Consider the following 17,924-nt stretch of genomic DNA (forward strand, 5'->3'; position numbering starts at 1 on the left):
CCCGAACTAACTGATCGTATTCAGCGTTCATGCCGTTCGGGTCGAGACTTCGGTATGAACGTTCCGCAATCCTTACCGTATGAGCAGGTTAGAAACAATAAAATCATGGAGGAATAACACAATGAAAAAATATTGGTCTATTGGAATCCTGGTGTTTGATGGAGTTGACGCATTTGATTTTGTGGGACCGGCCGAGATCTTTTCTTTAGTCAGGCTCTCCAAGGAAGATGTGCTGCAAATGCAGTTGAGTTTGGATCAGACGGCGAGGAAGCCGTTTGATATCAAATATGTATCGGAAAATGGTGCGCCTGTAACCGCAAGCAATAATTTAATCATTCAACCTGATTTTAGCATGGATGATGCGCCTTCATTTGACATTCTTATTGTGCCGGGTGGCTTTATAAAGCCAATAAATCGTGTTATGGGAAGCAAGAAGACCATCCAATGGATCATTAATCATTCACATGAGGCTCAGCTGGTTGCCTCTGTTTGTACAGGAGCACTACTCCTTGCTTCTGCGGGTATATTGAACGGGAAGAAAGCAACTACAAACCGGGCAGCACTTGATTTTATGGAACAGAAATTTCCTGAAATCACAGTTGTTCGCGACAGCAAATTTGTTGATCAAGGCAACGTTATTACCGCGCAAGGCCCTGCTGCCGGGCTCAATCTGGCTTTTTACCTGGTGAAGAAACTGTTCGGTGAAGAGGTTGCCCGTTTGACGGCCAATACATTGGAATATGATGGTCAGATATTATAAAATCTTGAGGAGGGCCATATCCCGATCAGTCATTTCAAGTAAGCGACATGCGTTTATGCTGAAGCTATTTTGGAGATTTGCAGTTAAAACTGTTTGTAACGGAAGCGAAAGGAGACTTTCTATATGACACAACGTACAGTCGGGATACTCTTATTCAACGAGGTAGAGGTTTTAGACTTTGCGGGCCCTTTTGAAGTCTTCTCCATTACCGCCTTGTCCGATTCTCAAAAGCCTTTTGTAGTGACAACCATCTCCCAAACAGGAGAAATGATCTCGGCGCGCAACGGACTGAAGGTAACACCGGATTACAGTTTTGAAAACCACCCTCCGATTGATATCCTCATCGTTCCTGGCGGCTACGGGGCAGAAGAAATTGAAATTCATAACCCGGCAGTTATCCAATGGATTCAAGAGCAAACTTCTAAAGCAGAATTCACTGCATCAGTGTGTACAGGGGCTTTCCTGCTTGCTAAAGCCGGAATTTTGGATGGAAAAGAAGTTACGACCCATTGGATGGATATCGATCTCTTGGAAAAGGAGTATCCATCGGTTTTAGTCGTCAGAGACGTGAAATTCGTAGATCAAGGATCCCTCATTACTTCAGCAGGCATTTCGGCAGGTATTCATATGTCCTTGCATCTGATTTCCCGTATTTATGGAAAAGATATAGCCAACCAAACCGCCAAACGTATGGAATACGATATCACCATCGAATAAAGACTGGCGCAACTATGACTATTTTCTGAGCAAAATCACATCATTAGGCAAATCCTCCGCGGCAGCCGGCCGTATGCGAATGGCCTGCCCGCCTCCCGGAGCAAGGTTCAATTGCAAGGTTGTGCTTCTGTCAACAAGCACCTTGGATATGGTCATGGGATAAGGATTGATCCTCCAGTCAGCGTGCGGGCCGTCGGCATAGATTTCAGCTACATACGTTTTGTCCGGATCAAGAAAAGCGAGCGGCGCCGCAAGCGTGCGTCCGTGCTCATCGGTAATGCTGCCTAGATACCATTCCTCGCTGTTTCTGTCTTTGCGGACTATCGTAACATAATCCCCGATCTCTCCGCCCAGCACCTTGGTATCCTGCCAATCGGTAGGAACATCCAGAATAAATTGAAAAGCCGCGCGCTGCTGTTCGTAATTTTCCGGCAAGTCGGCAGCCATTTGCAGTGGACTGTACAGAACGACATAAAGCGCGAGCTGTTTGGCTAACGTTCCCCGCACTCTGTTGCCCGGTCTGAATTCCTTATATATCAGCCTTACAATCCCCGGCGTATAATCGAAGGGACCGGCTAGCATTCGGGTAAAAGGAATGATGGTAGTGTGGTCCGGAGGGTTCCCGACATATTCGGCGGAGGCATCGAATTCTTGTCCCCGCGCGCCTTCACGGGTCATCATATTCGGATAGGTCCGGCGTTCTCCCGTATCTTTAACCGGCTCATGGGCGATTAGACTAATCTTATACCTGGCTGCGGTTTCAATTACTTTTCGGTGATGATCAACGTTATATTGACCGCCAAGCCACTCCATACTTAGCAGATTGCCTTGGTCATCAAAGCGCTTGAGCGCAGGGTCGTGGGAGACATAGCCCGTTTTGACAACGTCTATCCCGAGTTTTTTAAATAAAGTAAAAGCCGCTTCCATCTGCCGCTCCAGATTCTGAATCGCTCCGGCCGTCTCCATGTGCCCGATAATTTTCACGCCTTTGCTCGCGGCATACGAAGTGACTTCCACAATGTCATAATCCGGATAGGGAGTGGTAAAGCTGAATTGTTCACCATGCTTGGTCCAATCGTTCTCCCATCCGATATTCCACCCTTCGATCACTACCATCGGAATGCCGTATTTGGCGGCAAAATCGATGTACCTTTTGGCATTCTCGGTCGTTGCGCCATGTTTGGGGCCGTAGCTCCATGTGTAAATCCCCAGATGCATGCCCCACCATATGCCGATATACTTGCCCGGTTGTACCCAAGACACATCCCCCAGCCTGTTCGGTTCATTGAGATTAAGAATCAAATAGGAGGTGATCAAATCCCCGGGTTTGTCCGCGATCTGGATCGTTCTCCAGGGCGTTGTTAGCGGAGTGAAACCTTTGACTTTAACACCGTCGGACCAAGGAATCAGGTCGATGGCAAGCGTGTTATTCTGTGTGGGCATTAGGGTCATGGAGGAATAGCCCGATAAATCGGCTTCGTGAATGCTTATGTACAATCCATCGGCCATTTTCATTGTTAAAGGGGTATGGACGGCGCGATAAGGAATGGATTGAAGGGGAGTCACATTGTACAGGAGTTCGGTATACATTTTCTGATAGGCGGGCATCCACCATGCCTGATCCACATCCGTCAGGGCAAATTCGGTATCTTCGCTCTTGATTTCAAAATAGGAGAGATTGTCCTGCTCAGGCAGCTCGTAGCGAAAGCCCAGGCCGTCATTGTATACGCGAAAAATGATCGACATTCGGCGCGGAGACGGAGTTGTCTCTTCAAGCTCCACGCGGAGTTCATTGTAATGATTGCGTATTTCCTTCACTTCTCCCCAAGGCTGTGTCCACGTCTCATCGAAGCTGTCATACTTGCCGCCGGCGACTCTGAAATTCCGGTTAAGCGGCTCCGCATGTTCAAATGTGAGGCCGAGCTTTGAATGTCTGATAAGGGGAGCATGACAGTAGTTCACACTATAATACGGAATGCCGTTTTTAAGAAAAAATTCCGCCTGAATGCAGCCATCGGGTGAAAATACAACCCACCTGCTTCTCATTTAATGCTCCGCCTCCTCACATCGATACCATTACATCATCTTATGAGGGCTTTAGCTTGGCATATCCCTGGAAATATGCTCTGAGAGCAAAGACGGCAGGCGGAAGCTACCATTGTTCCAGATTAAGCCATAGCCGTTCTTTTTCAGTCATACGTATATCCAGCGCTGCGAAGCTGGAGATTAGTTCATCGGCGCGCTCAGGCCCAATGACCGCACATACAGGATAGGGTTGGTTTAACACATAAGCTAACGCAATATGATTTGCCGTAATTCCCTTTCCCTTATGCGCAGCCAAGCTGCTCGCACGGTTTAACCGTTCCCAGTTATCGCCGCTGTAATATACCCGGACCATGTCCTCGCTCACGCGAACGCCGGGGGAGTAGCGCCCCGAGAAGAAACCGCCCGCTTGAGACGACCACGCGAATAAGGGGAGCTGCGTTTGCTTGTGCCAGTCATGATAAGCTTGATCTACGTACACCGTTCCAGGCCAGCGCGGCTCATTAACTGCGGCCAGGCTTAATGAGGGACTGTTGACTGCCAGGCGTTTATAGCCCTTTTTGTCCGCATACCGATTCGCCTCTTCAATTCTTTGAACCGACCAATTGGAGGCTCCAACCGCTTTAATCAGACCGGAGTCTATGTGTTCCTGAAGAAAATCCATAATTTCGTCTACCGGAACAGAAGGGTCATCGCGGTGAAGCAAGTAAATATCAATATAATCGGTCTGAAGTCTCTCTAAACTGCGCTCCAGATCCTCTGCAACATCTTGGCGAGTCAGCCTGTTTATAATGGCTTGATTGGCATTCACATGATAGTGGCCGCCCTTGTCGATGATTATGACATTTTGCCTATGCTGTCTTGATGTTAGCCACTGGCCGATCGCCAGCTCGCTTTCGCCATCCCCGTAAACATTCGCCGTATCGATTGTGTTTCCGCCGCGCAGGACATAGGCGTCAAGCATTTCAAATGCGGCATCCAGACGCTTCCGGGAGAAATCGGCTGTCCCTATAACCAGTTGTGAACATGACTTGTCAAGACCTTGAACCGGTATATATTTTATTGTGATCACCCCGCGTTTTCATTCCCACTTCTGCAGTTGATGATTATACCGAAACAGGCCGTCCCGGTTCATCCGCTTCTTTAACTTCCCGTCTCCCATCCAGATCAACCGGTCAAATTGAAGGGTAATAAATTCCTTTATACCGGCTTTGGTTCCAATGGAACGCATTTCGGCGAAATACGCTTCAAGGTTCTCGGAAAGCTGGCCCTTGTGAAACCGGAATCCTCCCAAATAAGCATCGACGATCTTCAGCTCGGTGACCTCCGAGAATCGCCGCCACAAATAATAATCTCCGGCATACTTGAACGTCGGCCAAAAATCATAATCAATTAACGCATTCAGTTCCCTGCTCCAAAACGTAGATTCCTGCTGTAGAAAGGGCAGCTTCATGCCGTAATACCCGCAGCCAAGCAAGTTTTGTCTGTATTTAAAAGGCAGAAAGGACGAAACAAACTGTGAACGGTCATTGTAGCTGACATTCAATCCTGTAAGCCACTTTACCGGTTTCGTTTCGAACAGATCCAGAACAACATCGAAGGCGTGCCTGGAGTAATAATCTCCGGCATTAAGATAAGCGCAAATGTCTCCAGTTGCGAGCTGGAACCCTTTGGATAAAGCGTGATACATCCCCGCATCAGGCTCGGATATGATCTTTATGAATCCGCTGTTTACGCTATTTATCAGTTCGATCGTTCGATCCGTTGAACCTCCATCACAGATGATATATTCCAATTCAACCCGTCCCGATTCCACGGCGGTCTGCGTAATTACCGATTGAACGGTCTCCATGATATATTTCTCCGCATTGTAGCAAGGCGTTACAATAGATATTTTGTCCAATGCTTTCCCCCCGCTTCTTTGAGTCAATTTGATAATTCAGGTTATGAAAAGTATGAAAAATGTGTGCCGCAAAATCAGTCTGGAAAAGTTAGGCGTAAAACACATTATATTGAACCATACTAAGGCTGCATGGGATTTTGCATCGGCAAGTACAAATCGTAAGGAGGTATAAGCGAAATGCTGGATGCAGGAATAATCGCGCTGTTTATTCTGCTGACTGTGTGCATGGCCGGACTCTTATTCTGGACCGGACGGGTTGTGGAGGAAGGAAGTGTGCGGGAATGATTTGGGTTCTGGGAGTGATTGTGGTTTTCATGTTTGGGTATTTAACTTACGTTTTGCTGAACCCGGAAAAATTTTAATTTACCGTTTCCAGGAGGGATAGAAATTACTATGCTAGCCATCGTTTCCATCATGGTTACCTTGCTGCTCGTTTTGCTGCTGGTGCGTCCAGCGGGCTTATATATCGCCAAGGTGTTTGATTATGACAAGACAGGATTAGACCGATTTTTCGGACCTATTGAAAAAGTGATTTTTGCCATTGGAGGAATCAGGCAGGAAAATCAGACATGGAAAAACTACGCCGCTGCACTGCTCGTCAGCAACACCGTGATGATCGCTTTGGTCTACGTGATTTTTCGGACACAAGGTTATCTGCCGCTTAATCCGACTCATGTTCCCAATATGGAGCCAAGGCTCGCGATTAATGCGGCCATTAGTTTTATGACCACAACGAATCTGCAGCATTATAGCGGCGAAAGCGGCATGTCCTACTTATCGCAAATGATCGCCGTCGTATTTATGATGTTTGTAGCTCCAGCGTCCGGGCTTGCGGTATGCATCGCATTTATCCGTGGACTTGCCGGGAAACCGTTCGGGAACTTTTTTGTTGATTTGATCCGTTCCATTACGCGCATCTTGCTGCCAGTTGCTTTTGTGATGGCGTTTGTGTTTATCGCCCTTGGCGTGCCCCAGACACTGGAACCGAACGCGATTGCCCATACACTTTCGGGGGCGGAGCAGTCCATAGCCCGAGGTCCGATCGGCTCATTTCTGTCGATTAAGCAGCTTGGCAATAACGGCGGCGGATTTGTAGGGGCGAACTCCGCGCATCCATTCGAGAACCCTGACGCCATTAGCAATTTTCTGCAGATTTTGCTGATGCTGCTGATTCCGGCCGCAATGCCGTTTGCTTATGGCAAGATCGTCGGGAATGCTAAGCAGGGCCGCGTATTATTTGTATCTATGGCCTTGCTCTTCATCATTCTGCTTAGCGCATCGCTAGGCGCAGAATATGCGGGCAGCCCGGCTCTGAATGCTCTGGGCATCGACCACAGCCAGGGAAGCATGGAAGGTAAGGAAGTGCGGTTCGGTGCGGCGCAGTCCTCCTTGTATTCCGTTGTAACTACCGCTACGGAGACGGGGGCCGTTAATACGATGCATGATACCCTGACTCCAATTGCCGGCTTGGTTGCCATTGCCAATATGATGCTTAACACTGTATTTGGCGGCGCTGGCGCCGGACTCTTACATGTACTGATGTATGCCATCATTGGGGTGTTTTTATCGGGTTTGATGGTCGGACGGACACCGGAGTTCCTGGGCAAAAAAATAGAAGGCAAGGAAATGAAGCTCATCGCACTGACGATGCTCATCACTCCTTTTCTTGTATTAGTGCCTACTGCCCTGGCTGTTTTTAGCCATGCGGACACCCTTTCCAATCCGGGATACCACGGGCTGACACAAGCCATGTATGAATTTACCTCGTCAGCGGCAAACAACGGTTCCGGGTTCGAAGGATTGGGAGACAATACAGCCTTCTGGAATATTTCTACGGGGATTGTCATGTACGTGGGACGATTCTTCCCGTTCATTACGATGCTGGCTGTTGCAGGGTCTCTGGCAGCTAAAAAATCAGTAGTGGAAACGATGGGCACCTTCCGAACAGATACGGGATTATTTGCAGTAGTGTTTCTCGCCGCTGTGCTGATCGTCGGAGCATTAACATTTTTCCCGGGCCTTGTACTCGGTCCTATTGCAGAGCAGTTAACCTTGAAGCCTTAAACTAGGAAGGAAGGGAGGAAGCAGACCATGAATCAGAAAAAATCCGCTTTAAGCAGAGAAATTATGCAGAATGCGATTAAGGAATCCTTCTTGAAGCTTGATCCGAGAGTGATGATCCGCAATCCGATTATGTTCGTGGTCGAAGTTGGTTTTATCATCACCTTGTTGTTGACCTTTGTGCCGGGCGCATTTGGAGGAGCTACCCCAAGATGGTTTAATTTAGTTGTATCGGTTATTCTGCTGTTTACCGTGCTATTTGCGAACTTTGCCGAGGCGCTTGCCGAAGGACGGGGCAAAGCGCAAGCCGATTCCCTGAAAAGAACGAAAAAAGAGATTACAGCCAATAAAATCACGGGAAATGGAGTCAAGACGGTTTCCTCCACGGATCTGCGCAAAGGGGATGTTGTGCTTGTCTCTCAAGGAGAATCGATCCCCGGCGACGGCGAAGTCATCGAAGGACTTGCTTCAGTCGATGAATCCGCCATTACTGGCGAATCCGCGCCGGTCATCAAAGAAGCGGGCGGTGATTTCAGTTCGGTTACCGGCGGTACCCGCGTCATCAGCGATCAGATTAAGGTGCGTATTACAAGCGATCCCGGCGAATCGTTTCTTGACCGGATGATCTCTTTGGTTGAAGGTGCCAAAAGACAAAAGACGCCGAACGAAATCGCCTTAACGACGGTTCTCACCAGTTTGACGCTGATTTTTCTCATTGTGGTGGTCACGCTTCCGTTCTTTGGCGCTTATTTGAATATAGAAATCGAGGTCCCTATGCTTGTTGCTTTGCTGGTATGTCTCATTCCGACTACCATCGGCGGACTGCTGTCGGCGATCGGTATTGCCGGAATGGACCGGGTAACCCGATTTAATGTACTTGCCATGTCCGGTAAAGCTGTGGAGGCGGCGGGAGATATCAATACGATCATTTTGGACAAAACAGGCACGATAACGTACGGGAACCGGATGGCCAGCGAATTTATTCCGGTTGGCACCGAGACTGTGGCTGATGTTGCGGAGTGGGCCGCTATTAGTTCTGTGAAGGACGAGACCCCGGAAGGCCGGTCGGTTCTGGAACTGATTAAGCAGCAGGGCCTTTCTTATGAAGCGGGGCTTGCAGATGGCGGCGAGTTTGTGGAATTTAAAGCGGAGACCCGAATGAGCGGGATCGACCTGAAGGATGGCCGCAAGGTACGCAAGGGTGCGGTGGATGCGATCAAAAAATGGGTAGCCGCGCAGGGGGGAGCCGTTCCGGCAGACCTTGATAAGAATAGCGACAGCGTGGCTTCCGCTGGCGGAACCCCTCTTGCCGTTGCAGTGGATAACCGTATCTATGGGATTATTTATTTAAAGGATACGGTTAAGCCCGGTATGCGTGAACGTTTCGAGCAGATGCGCCAAATGGGCATCAAGTCGATTATGTGTACGGGCGACAACCCGCTGACGGCTGCCACGATTGCTCGGGAAGCAGGTGTGGATGATTTTATCGCGGAAAGCAAACCGGAAGACAAGATCGCCGTTATCCGCCGGGAGCAGGCGCAAGGCAAGCTGGTGGCCATGACCGGAGACGGGACGAACGACGCTCCGGCTCTGGCCCAGGCGGATGTGGGCATAGCTATGAACAGCGGCACGGTAGCAGCCAAGGAAGCGGCCAACATGGTAGATCTGGATTCCGACCCTTCCAAGATCATTGAAGTTGTTGCGATTGGCAAGCAATTGCTGATGACCAGAGGCGCGTTGACCACCTTCAGCATTGCCAACGATATTGCGAAATACTTCGCTATTATTCCCGCCTTGTTTATGATAGCCATTCCGGAGATGGATGTGCTGAACGTCATGAAGCTGGGTTCCCCGATGTCGGCGATAATATCCGCGCTTATTTTTAACGCGATCATTATTCCGCTGCTGATCCCGCTGTCCATGAAAGGTGTGGCATACAAGCCGGTTAGTTCGGCGCGATTATTAAGCCGTAATTTGTTTGTATACGGTATGGGTGGAGTAATTGTGCCTTTTGCCGGAATCAAGATCATTGACCTCTTGGTGCATTTGTGGGTATAAATTAGGAAAGGATGAACTTGGATGAGGTTAGTTGCTGCAAGTCTTCGTACAAGTTTAATGCTCATGGTGTTATGCGGGCTTCTCTATAATTTGAGCGTGACCGGGATTGCGCAGCTTGTGTGGCCGAAGCAAGCCGGCGGCAGTCTGGTCTATAACGGCAATGGAGATGTGATTGGCTCAGCGTTGATCGGTCAATCTTTTACGGATTTAAAGTTTTTTCAGGGGCGTGTATCGAGCATTGATTATCATGCGGAAGGTTCAGGCTCTCCCAATTTTGCGCCTTCGAACCCCGACTTGCTGAATCGTGTAAAGCAATCGGTGGAGGATTGGCGGAAAAATAATCCAGATGTTCCTATCAGTCAGCTTCCTGTAGACCTGATTACGAATTCGGGTTCCGGATTAGACCCCGATATCAGTCCTGAAGCTGCTAAAGTTCAAATTCCGCGAATCAGCAAGCTTACCGGGATTCCTCCCCAAGAACTGGAATCGCTTGTAAATGAACATACCGAGGGAAGGAAGCTGAGTTTTCTGGGCGAACCTGCCGTGAACGTGTTGAAGTTGAATATTGCTTTGGAAAAGTTGATTGCCCATTAAGCAAACTTGAGACGAATCCCTGCTCAAATTATTTGAGCAGGGCGCTTCCATTTCCAACGAAGAAATAATTCGCGTGAGGAGAGCGCTGTATAGCCGGGGAGGATTTACTGTGGAAAATTTTAAACGAAAATCGCCGGAAGAAATTTTATATTCGATTTATCAGATTCACCGCGGCAGATTGAAGGTCTACATTGGACCCGTCAGCGGTTCGGGGAAAACGTACCATATGCTGAGGGAAGGGCATTCGCTGAAGCAGCAGGGAATTGATGTTGTCATTTGCGCGGTTTCGACGATGCAGCGGCCAGAGACCATTGAACAAGTCGGAGATTTGGAAAGAATACCAAGCATTCATTGGATGAAAGATGGCGTTGAACAGAAAGATTTGAATATGGATGCGCTATTGAAGCGCAACCCTGAGGTTGTTTTGGTTGATGAGCTGGCACACCGGAACCGAAAGGAAGCGGAGCATCCGACAAGGCTTGAAGATATAAAAATTTTGCTCGATCAAGGCATCAGTGTCATCACGACCATTAATGTCTACGAACTGGAAGGGGTGACGGAGCTTGCCCGGAAACTGACCGGCATTAAAGTTACAGAGACGGTCCCTGCGGATACATTGGAACTTGCCGATGAGGTGCGGCTGATCGATGTAACTCCTGAAACCCTTCTGGAACGCTTGTCGGCGGGGCAGATGGGGAATCAGCATCCCGCTCTGTTCAAGCGCGGAAATTTGGGTATCCTTCGTGAATTAGCGCTGCGCCAGGTGGCCGGGGATGTGAATGATTCACTGGAAAAGCACCGGGAAGAAGAGGGCTTGCTTGGACCATCGGGAGCGACAGAACGGATTCTGGTGTCTGTGCAGTACCATTGGAACGGCTCCATTTATGTGCGCAGAGGCCAGCAGATTGCCAAACGGTTAAATGGGGATTTGATGATTGTCTCGTTCGTTAACCCGAACAAACCTTTATCCAAAGAAGCGGCAGCGTTTAAACACTCCATCATCCAACTGGTTAAAAAAGTGGAGGGCGTATTCGAAGAGGTTCCGCTCGTTTCCCGCAGGGCCTTGCCTCGGAAATTGGTGAATTATGCCGTAGAACACAATGTGACGAGAATCGTGATGGGACATTCCAAACAAAGCGTTTGGCAGGAAATCTGGAAAGGTTCTGTTGTGAACGGGCTGCTCAAACGAATCCGTAATGTGGATCTTTTTTTCGTTGCCGACCGGGCGGAACAAGATGGAGAACGAATTCTTCCCGCAAGGAGCAGCAAGCAAAAAGACCATGACCCTTACCACAGACTAACCAGCCAAGAAGTTGAAAGGCAAATACAGAAGATCAAAAGAGGCAAGTTTAAAGTTTATATCGGCGCCGCGCCGGGAGTAGGCAAAACGTATACAATGCTGCGGGAAGGAAATGATTTGCTTAAAAAAGGAATTGATGTTGTTCTTGGTCTTCTGGAAACCCACGGCCGTGAAGAAACGAAGGCACAGATCGGGGCTTTATCTATAATCCCGCGCTCGCAAATCGCGTATCGTGGAGCTATATTGGAAGAAATGGATCTTGAAGCCATCTTGCAGCGCAACCCGGAAGTCGTTCTCATTGATGAGCTGGCTCATACCAATGTACCGGGCAGCAAAAATAAGAAGAGGTATGAGGATGTTATCGAAGTTCTGAACGCAGGCATATCCGTCATTTCCACCATGAACGTCCAGCATTTGGAGAGCTTGAACGATGCGGTGGAGCAAATTACCGGAATCCGTGTCAAGGAAACGGTTCCCGACCACATGCTGCGGCTCGCGGATGAAGTGCAATTGATTGATGTTGCGCCAAAGTCATTGCAGCAGCGCATGAAGGAAGGGAAAATATATGCAATGGACAAGGTGGATCAAGCGCTCAATTCCTTTTTTAAGACCGGTAATCTGATCGCCCTGCGGGAACTGGCGTTAAGAGAACTTGCGGATGATGTGGATGAACGGCTGGAGTCCCTAGACAGAAAGGATTCATTTAGGGGACCTTGGCGCAGGAAGGAAACGATATTTGTCGGCGTGACCACAAGCTGCAATGCGGAAAGGTTGATCCGCAGAGGGTTTCGCATCGCCTATCGGCTGAAGGCCGCCTGGTATGTGATGTATGTCCAGAAAGGGACGGAAGTACCTGAAAACTTGAGCAAAAGAATCGATACGCTGAGAGAACTGACAACCCGTTTGGGAGGAACTTTCGAGCTGCAGTATGCGGAACACGACAAGGAGGTAGCTTCTATTTTACTGGATAAAGCCAATGAATATGCCGGCACTCAAATGATTGTCGGACAGTCCCATAGGAGATTTTGGGATAAATTGCGGAATGGTTCCATTGTGAAAACGATTCTTCGCCACGCGAGGCACATGGATGTATTGATTGTATCTGATTTTGATCCGAATGTTCGAATGATAAAAAGTTGATTAAAATGGAGTGAAGAGGCTTGCATGTTGGAACTCAAATCATTGAAACCGCCAGGCTTACGTTAAGGCCGTTTATTTTGCAGGATGCAGACAGTATGCATCAGAACTGGATTAGCGATTCCGAAGTTCAGTGGAACTACGGTGAACCTGCTTATGAAGATCTCGTCTCGGTTAAAGAATTGCTGGAGAAATGGGTTGCATCCTACTCTCGAAGCGAGTTTTACAGATGGGCTATTATCCTTAAAGACAATGAGGAGTGCATCGGACAAATTGCCTTTTGCAGCGTTGATGAACAGCACCATTTTGCGGATATTGAATACTGTATTGGAAGGTTATACCAGAACAAAGGATATGCCAGCGAGGCGTTGGCAGCGGTAATCCAATTTACATTTAAGCAAACCGGGTTAAACAGGCTTCAAGCTTTTCATCGCGGCAGAAATGTCCCTTCGGCAAAGGTGCTGCAAAAAGCTCAAATGAGATATGAAGGAACTTTAAAGCATAGCTATTATTACAGCGAGTCGGATGAATACGACGACAGAGTGTATTATGGCATTACAAAAAAGGATCTTTTTTGACCCTACTTACCAGCTGAAATTCAGCGGGTTTATGAAATTGCTACCGCAGCAGTTTTGTAAACCTTTTTTAGAGTCAATTGTTGTTAAAAATCTGGTTATATAAACCGATACCCTTTTCTGTGAAGTTAAAAATCTATATGGAACTGAATAACGAAGAAGCCTTAAATGAAATTATTGAATATGTATCAATGGATAATAGATTTGGCAAAATAGGCATGGTAGGCTACAGTTTTGGCGGATATTTGGTTGCAAGATCATCAAATTTATTCCTCACTTCAACGAAGTATTTTCTGCGCTGTCAAACAAGAAGGGCACCGAGTTGCAGGAGTTCATTGACAATATGACGATGGAAGGGCATGCCTCCAAAATTGTCTGTTCACTTTTAGTAAACCATGGGATGCCTGATCCCCTGTTCAGCGCTGGAGGGGTTGAAAAAATATACAATGAAGCCCGATCGACGGATAAAACATTAAAGCTCTGGAAAGACGGCAATCATTGTGTCACAAATCATGCAACTGAAACGATAACCATGTTTGCAGATTTCTTCATGGACAGATTGAAATAGAATGTCTATATCTGGCCTGCGGGAGGGAGAGCAATGGTTCATTTAACTTTAAAGGAAAAATTTGCATTTAAGTTTATTTTTAATGAGGGCAGGGTTTATCACCGATGGTATGGAAGATTTTTATCCTTCGGAATAGATTATGGGAGATTGAGAAGAGTAGTGGCAAGGGTGCCTAACTGGCTGAATTGGTGCGAGCAATGGACTAATGAAGGCGATGCACTTTTTAAAAAGGCTGAGGAAGCTTTAGATAAAGGAAATAGGGTAAAGGCACGGGCATTGTTCCATGAAGCCACAGGCTGCTACCATGTCGGTCAGCATGTGTTTTTTATTGACAGCAGTCAAAAGGAAAAAACACAGAAAAAAGCCAGAAAAAGCTATCAAAGAGCTATAAGCCTATACGATGAAAAGGAAAGGCCCATACGTATTGATGTGCCCTTTAACGGTGTGAAAATTCCGGGATATTTGAGGCTTTCGACAGTGCCTGACAGCCCGCTTATTATATTTGTAAACGGGATGGATAACATCAAAGAGGCTGAGGGGAACTCACAGGGAAATTTATTTAAACAGAATGGGTTTAACTATTTTACATTCGACGGGCCGGGTCAAGGCGAACTGTGGAAAGATATGAAATTCGATGTAAAAGAATATCATAAAGCAGTAACGGCGGTCATCGACTGGTTCGAACAGCATCAGATCTACGGAATAGACATGGGAAGAATCGGCCTTATAGGTTTCAGCTTGGGTGGATATCTGGCGCCGATGTGTGCGGCATATGATAAGCGGGTAAAATGTGTGGTTGGGAATAGCGGACTTGTATTTGTCGGTGGATTAGAAGGGCTAAAGAAGCTTAATCCATTATGGCAGCGGGGCGTCACATATATGACCGGATGTGAGACGCTTGAACAGGCAGCAGCTCAATTTGACTGGGATATTGAGCGTGATCCCGGCTTAAATGTACCTTTGCTATTCTATCATGCAGGGAAGGATGAGGTTTTTCCAGAAATTATAGATTGGTTTAAGAAAAAACTTAAAGAGAGACAGGGATGAGATAGGGGAATGATTCTTTTGTCAGCATATTTGGCTTGTTGGCAAAAATTCGGCTCACCAATTTTAGGTCCGTGCGGGCTTAACCCCTGTTAAGGTTGGAGTCCTCTCTACCGCATTACGTTGCTCATTTTTCCAAGGTATTTAAAGTGAAATTTGGATTTCCGCCATCCGCACTTCATCAAGGGTTGAAAATGACATGAATGATGCATCCGCCGGGGAAGAATTCTTTCCCGGCGGTTTGTTTTTGTTAAAATGCCAAGCTGCATTGGAGCTACAACCCCGCCTATCCGCTTCTTTTTTTGCGGCAACCGCTTAGATTATTTTTTCGAAACCCGCTATACTTGAATCTATAGTTGCTTTAATAAATTGTCACATGCTTGCTGAGGAGGGGCTCCCTTGTGTCCGATTTAATATTTGAGCAGGTCTATCTTCGATCATCCAGCGGAATCGCCATGATTTCCCTGGAGGATGGGATGATGACGCGCTGCAATCCGGCTCTCTGCCGAATGTTCGGCTATACCGAGCAAGAACTGAGGGGACTTCGTTACGGTGAACTCCTGATGCCGGATGAAAATTGCGCCTCCGATCCCTCCTCCATACTTACCTTTATGCTGGCCCAGCCCGGCGAGGAATGTTACAAAGAAAAGCGGTTCACCCGAAAAGACGGCGGGCTGCTGTGGGCGCAGCTTCATCTGATACTGATCCGGGAGCAGCCGGAAGGCGAGCCTCATTGTCTGGTTGTCGAAATGACCGATATCACCAATCGCAAGCAGGCGGAAGAGAAGCTGCGGGACAGCGAGCGGAACTATCGCCTGATCTCCGAGAATTCGCTGGACTTCATCTCGCGGAACGCGGTCGACGGATTCGCCACTTATCTGTACGCCTCGTCGATCTGCCTGCCGATGTACGGCTATACTCCGGAAGAGATGACCGGCACCCGGAAGCTGGATTATATCCATCCCGATGATTTAGGCATGGTAAAGAATTACCTGAAAGACTGCATGAGGGGCAAGGAGAATCTTCCGATTCTGTTCCGCTTTCGGTGTAAGGACGGTAGCTATATGTGGACAGAGACAACGATCCGCCACGTATATTCCGAAGATAAGCAGGAGTATGAGATTATCGCGGTCTCGCGGGATGCCGGGGGCCGCAAACAGTATGAAATGAGGTTGGAGGAGAGCCAGAACCGTTACAAATCCCTGTTCGAGTACAATCCTTCCGCCATCAGCGTCATGGATTTGCTCGGCCGGACCCTGTCTGTGAATTCCAGTATGGAATATATGACCGGCTATGTCCGCTCCGATCTCCTGATGGCCCAATTCACCGAGGTGATTGATTCGGATGAACTGGACTATGTGTACGAACGATACCGGCGCGCTGTGGGAGGCATTGCCCAGACTTTTGAGAGCCGAATCGTGCACCGGGACGGTCATATCGTGGAAACCAGCATGATTTTTGTACCCATTTTGGTCGATGGCGACGTAGTCGGCGTGTTCAGCATTACCAGCGATATTACGGAACATAAGCGCCATCTCAATCAAATTGAAAAGCTGAGCTACGAGCATGCGCTGATCCTGAACTCGGTATCCGAGGGGATATTCGGCATCGACATGGAAGGCCGGACGATGTTCATTAATCCGGCGGCTGCCGATATGCTCGGATACGGACCAGGGGAGTGGACGAGCCGCAGCCACGAAGACCCGATTCAACTGATGCGGCTGAGCGGCGAATATGCAGGCGAGCAAATGAGCATGCTTCGGATGTTCTCGGAGAGCGGAATGTATGACGAGCGGGAAGGCGTCTTCTGGCGGCAGGACGGCTCAAGCTTCTTGGTCAACTACCGTATGTCCCCGCTGTATGACAAGGGGGTAAGAAAGGGAACCGTCGTCGTATTCCGGGACATTACGGAAGAGAAGGAGATCCGGCGGGCCAAAGAATCCGCAGAGCAGGCGGACCGCGCCAAATCGGAGTTTCTGGCGATTATTAGCCATGAACTGCGCACGCCGATGAACGGCATCATCGGTATGACGGATCTGCTCAAGGATACGGAGCTTGACGAGGAGCAGCGCGGTTATGCCGAGATCATCAGCCAGAGCGGCGAATCGCTGCTGCACATTCTGAACGAGGTGCTCGATTTCAGCAAAATCGAAGCGGGCATGATGACGCTGGAGCTGAAAGAGGTAGACTTGCGAAGTGTGCTGCAGGGCGTAAGCGATCTGTTCTATCCAAAGGTGGCGGATAAAAGGCTGAATCTCAGCTATGACATGGACCCGGATCTTCCGGATACGCTGATCACCGATGAGGCCAGACTGCGGCAGATTCTGGTGAATCTGGTGGGCAACGCCGTTAAGTTCACGAATAGCGGCAGCATTGACATTGAAGTGAAGCTGGGCGCGGTCCGGAATCCTTCCCGGATCATCGTGCTGTTCACGGTAAAAGATACCGGTATAGGCATTCCCGAGGACAGACAGGGACAGCTGTTCCAGTCCTTCACGCAGCTTCATCCATCCATTAACCGAAAATACGGCGGAACGGGCCTTGGGCTTGCAATCAGTAAAAAACTGGCCGAGCTTCTCGGAGGCACGATCGGTGTGGACAGCCGGGAAGGCGAGGGTTCTTCGTTCTACTTTACGGTGGAAGCCGTACTTCCGGGCGGAGCGGCGCCTTCCGAAGCGGAGGCGGAGGAGGAGATAGGTGAACCGCATGGACTAGAATCATCGGACGCAGGCCGGTATGGCCCTTTATCCATCCTGATCGCTGAAGATCATCCGGTCAACCGGTATTTGATGAAGACCTTTTTGCAGAAACGGGGATATAATCCGGATGTCGCGGAGGACGGGGAACAGGCTGTGAGGGCCGCTAACTTAAAAGACTATGATCTAATCTTGATGGATATCCAGATGCCGTTAATGGATGGCCTTGAAGCGACCGCTCTGATCAGGGAAAAGCACGGCCCCCGCCCGATCATTATTGCGGTAACGGCTTTCGCCAGAAAAGAAGACAGAGAGATGTGCATCAAAGCGGGAATGCAGGATTTCATTTCCAAACCGATCCATGGCGATGATCTGGATAGGGTGCTGAAACAGTGGGGGCCAGGGAGTACGTTAACCGGCAAAACAATGGTAAGCGAGAGCGAATAAGACCGATGATTCGTCTTAATG

The 17,924-nt window shown here is 48.5% G+C and carries 14 protein-coding genes; 11 read left to right on the forward strand and 3 right to left on the reverse strand.

Annotated features, from left to right (window positions below; all coding sequences use genetic code 11):
- The first annotated feature begins 121 nt into the window (after positions 1 to 121).
- Positions 122 to 760: a DJ-1/PfpI family protein gene (locus PDUR_RS10325; RefSeq protein WP_042206202.1), complete on the forward strand. Its 639-nt coding sequence runs from the start codon at positions 122 to 124 to the stop codon at positions 758 to 760.
- A gap of 123 nt (positions 761 to 883) precedes the next feature.
- Positions 884 to 1,477 carry a DJ-1/PfpI family protein gene (locus PDUR_RS10330; protein WP_042206203.1) on the forward strand — a complete coding sequence of 198 codons (594 nt, stop codon included), beginning with the start codon at positions 884 to 886 and terminating at the stop codon, positions 1,475 to 1,477.
- Positions 1,478 to 1,495: 18 nt separating this feature from the next.
- On the opposite strand, the gene PDUR_RS10335 is transcribed toward PDUR_RS10330, so the two are convergent.
- The 3 genes from PDUR_RS10335 to PDUR_RS10345 form a co-directional block, all read right to left on the reverse strand.
- Positions 1,496 to 3,523 (reverse strand): glycoside hydrolase family 97 protein, encoded by a 2,028-nt coding sequence (locus tag PDUR_RS10335; RefSeq protein ID WP_042206206.1) that lies wholly within the window; start codon positions 3,521 to 3,523, stop codon positions 1,496 to 1,498.
- A gap of 106 nt (positions 3,524 to 3,629) precedes the next feature.
- Entirely contained in the window at positions 3,630 to 4,592 is a 963-nt protein-coding gene (locus tag PDUR_RS10340; RefSeq protein WP_233277522.1) for an aldo/keto reductase, read from the reverse strand.
- Positions 4,593 to 4,601: 9 nt separating this feature from the next.
- Positions 4,602 to 5,423 carry a glycosyltransferase gene (locus tag PDUR_RS10345; protein WP_052410161.1) on the reverse strand — a complete coding sequence of 274 codons (822 nt, stop codon included), beginning with the start codon at positions 5,421 to 5,423 and terminating at the stop codon, positions 4,602 to 4,604.
- A gap of 281 nt (positions 5,424 to 5,704) precedes the next feature.
- Here PDUR_RS10345 and kdpF point away from each other — a divergent pair, with 281 nt between their 5' ends.
- The 9 genes from kdpF (at position 5,705) to PDUR_RS10385 (ending at position 17,903) form a co-directional block, all read left to right on the forward strand.
- Entirely contained in the window at positions 5,705 to 5,785 is an 81-nt protein-coding gene (kdpF, locus tag PDUR_RS30335; RefSeq protein ID WP_081949465.1) for a K(+)-transporting ATPase subunit F, read from the forward strand.
- 31 nt (positions 5,786 to 5,816) lie between these two features.
- Positions 5,817 to 7,487: a potassium-transporting ATPase subunit KdpA gene (gene kdpA / locus PDUR_RS10350; protein WP_042206207.1), complete on the forward strand. Its 1,671-nt coding sequence runs from the start codon at positions 5,817 to 5,819 to the stop codon at positions 7,485 to 7,487.
- A 27-nt stretch (positions 7,488 to 7,514) separates the two neighbouring features.
- On the forward strand, positions 7,515 to 9,542 hold the full coding sequence (gene kdpB / locus PDUR_RS10355; protein WP_042206208.1) for a potassium-transporting ATPase subunit KdpB: 2,028 nt from the start codon (positions 7,515 to 7,517) through the stop codon (positions 9,540 to 9,542).
- A 21-nt stretch (positions 9,543 to 9,563) separates the two neighbouring features.
- The gene (gene kdpC / locus PDUR_RS10360; protein ID WP_042206209.1) at positions 9,564 to 10,136 is read left to right on the forward strand and encodes a potassium-transporting ATPase subunit KdpC; all 573 of its coding nucleotides are present in this window, start codon (positions 9,564 to 9,566) and stop codon (positions 10,134 to 10,136) included.
- Positions 10,137 to 10,245: 109 nt separating this feature from the next.
- Positions 10,246 to 12,576 (forward strand): histidine kinase, encoded by a 2,331-nt coding sequence (locus tag PDUR_RS10365; RefSeq protein WP_042206210.1) that lies wholly within the window; start codon positions 10,246 to 10,248, stop codon positions 12,574 to 12,576.
- Positions 12,577 to 12,596: 20 nt separating this feature from the next.
- Entirely contained in the window at positions 12,597 to 13,151 is a 555-nt protein-coding gene (locus tag PDUR_RS10370) for a GNAT family N-acetyltransferase (RefSeq protein ID WP_042206211.1), read from the forward strand.
- A gap of 340 nt (positions 13,152 to 13,491) precedes the next feature.
- Positions 13,492 to 13,716, forward strand: a complete 225-nt coding sequence (locus PDUR_RS10375; RefSeq protein WP_156130413.1) for a hypothetical protein — start codon at positions 13,492 to 13,494, stop codon at positions 13,714 to 13,716.
- A 33-nt stretch (positions 13,717 to 13,749) separates the two neighbouring features.
- Complete coding sequence (locus PDUR_RS10380) at positions 13,750 to 14,763, forward strand: alpha/beta hydrolase family protein (protein WP_042209245.1); 1,014 nt, start codon at positions 13,750 to 13,752, stop codon at positions 14,761 to 14,763.
- A gap of 398 nt (positions 14,764 to 15,161) precedes the next feature.
- A complete protein-coding gene (locus PDUR_RS10385) occupies positions 15,162 to 17,903 on the forward strand; it encodes a PAS domain-containing hybrid sensor histidine kinase/response regulator (RefSeq protein ID WP_042206213.1) in 2,742 nt (913 codons plus the stop codon).
- Positions 17,904 to 17,924 lie beyond the last annotated feature (21 nt).

This window comes from Paenibacillus durus, from assembly GCF_000756615.1.
Classification (GTDB): domain Bacteria; phylum Bacillota; class Bacilli; order Paenibacillales; family Paenibacillaceae; genus Paenibacillus_AQ; species Paenibacillus_AQ durus.

What these genes read in the sequence shown, in the direction of transcription:
- PDUR_RS10325 (WP_042206202.1), top strand. Translation starts at nt 122, where the DNA reads ATGAAAAAATATTGGTCTATTGGAATCCTGGTGTTTGATGGAGTTGAC.
- PDUR_RS10330 (WP_042206203.1), top strand. Translation starts at nt 884, where the DNA reads ATGACACAACGTACAGTCGGGATACTCTTATTCAACGAGGTAGAGGTT.
- PDUR_RS10335 (WP_042206206.1), bottom strand. Translation starts at nt 3,523, where the DNA reads ATGAGAAGCAGGTGGGTTGTATTTTCACCCGATGGCTGCATTCAGGCG.
- kdpF (WP_081949465.1), top strand. Translation starts at nt 5,705, where the DNA reads ATGATTTGGGTTCTGGGAGTGATTGTGGTTTTCATGTTTGGGTATTTA.
- kdpA (WP_042206207.1), top strand. Translation starts at nt 5,817, where the DNA reads ATGCTAGCCATCGTTTCCATCATGGTTACCTTGCTGCTCGTTTTGCTG.
- kdpB (WP_042206208.1), top strand. Translation starts at nt 7,515, where the DNA reads ATGAATCAGAAAAAATCCGCTTTAAGCAGAGAAATTATGCAGAATGCG.
- kdpC (WP_042206209.1), top strand. Translation starts at nt 9,564, where the DNA reads ATGAGGTTAGTTGCTGCAAGTCTTCGTACAAGTTTAATGCTCATGGTG.
- PDUR_RS10375 (WP_156130413.1), top strand. Translation starts at nt 13,492, where the DNA reads ATGACGATGGAAGGGCATGCCTCCAAAATTGTCTGTTCACTTTTAGTA.
- PDUR_RS10380 (WP_042209245.1), top strand. Translation starts at nt 13,750, where the DNA reads ATGGTTCATTTAACTTTAAAGGAAAAATTTGCATTTAAGTTTATTTTT.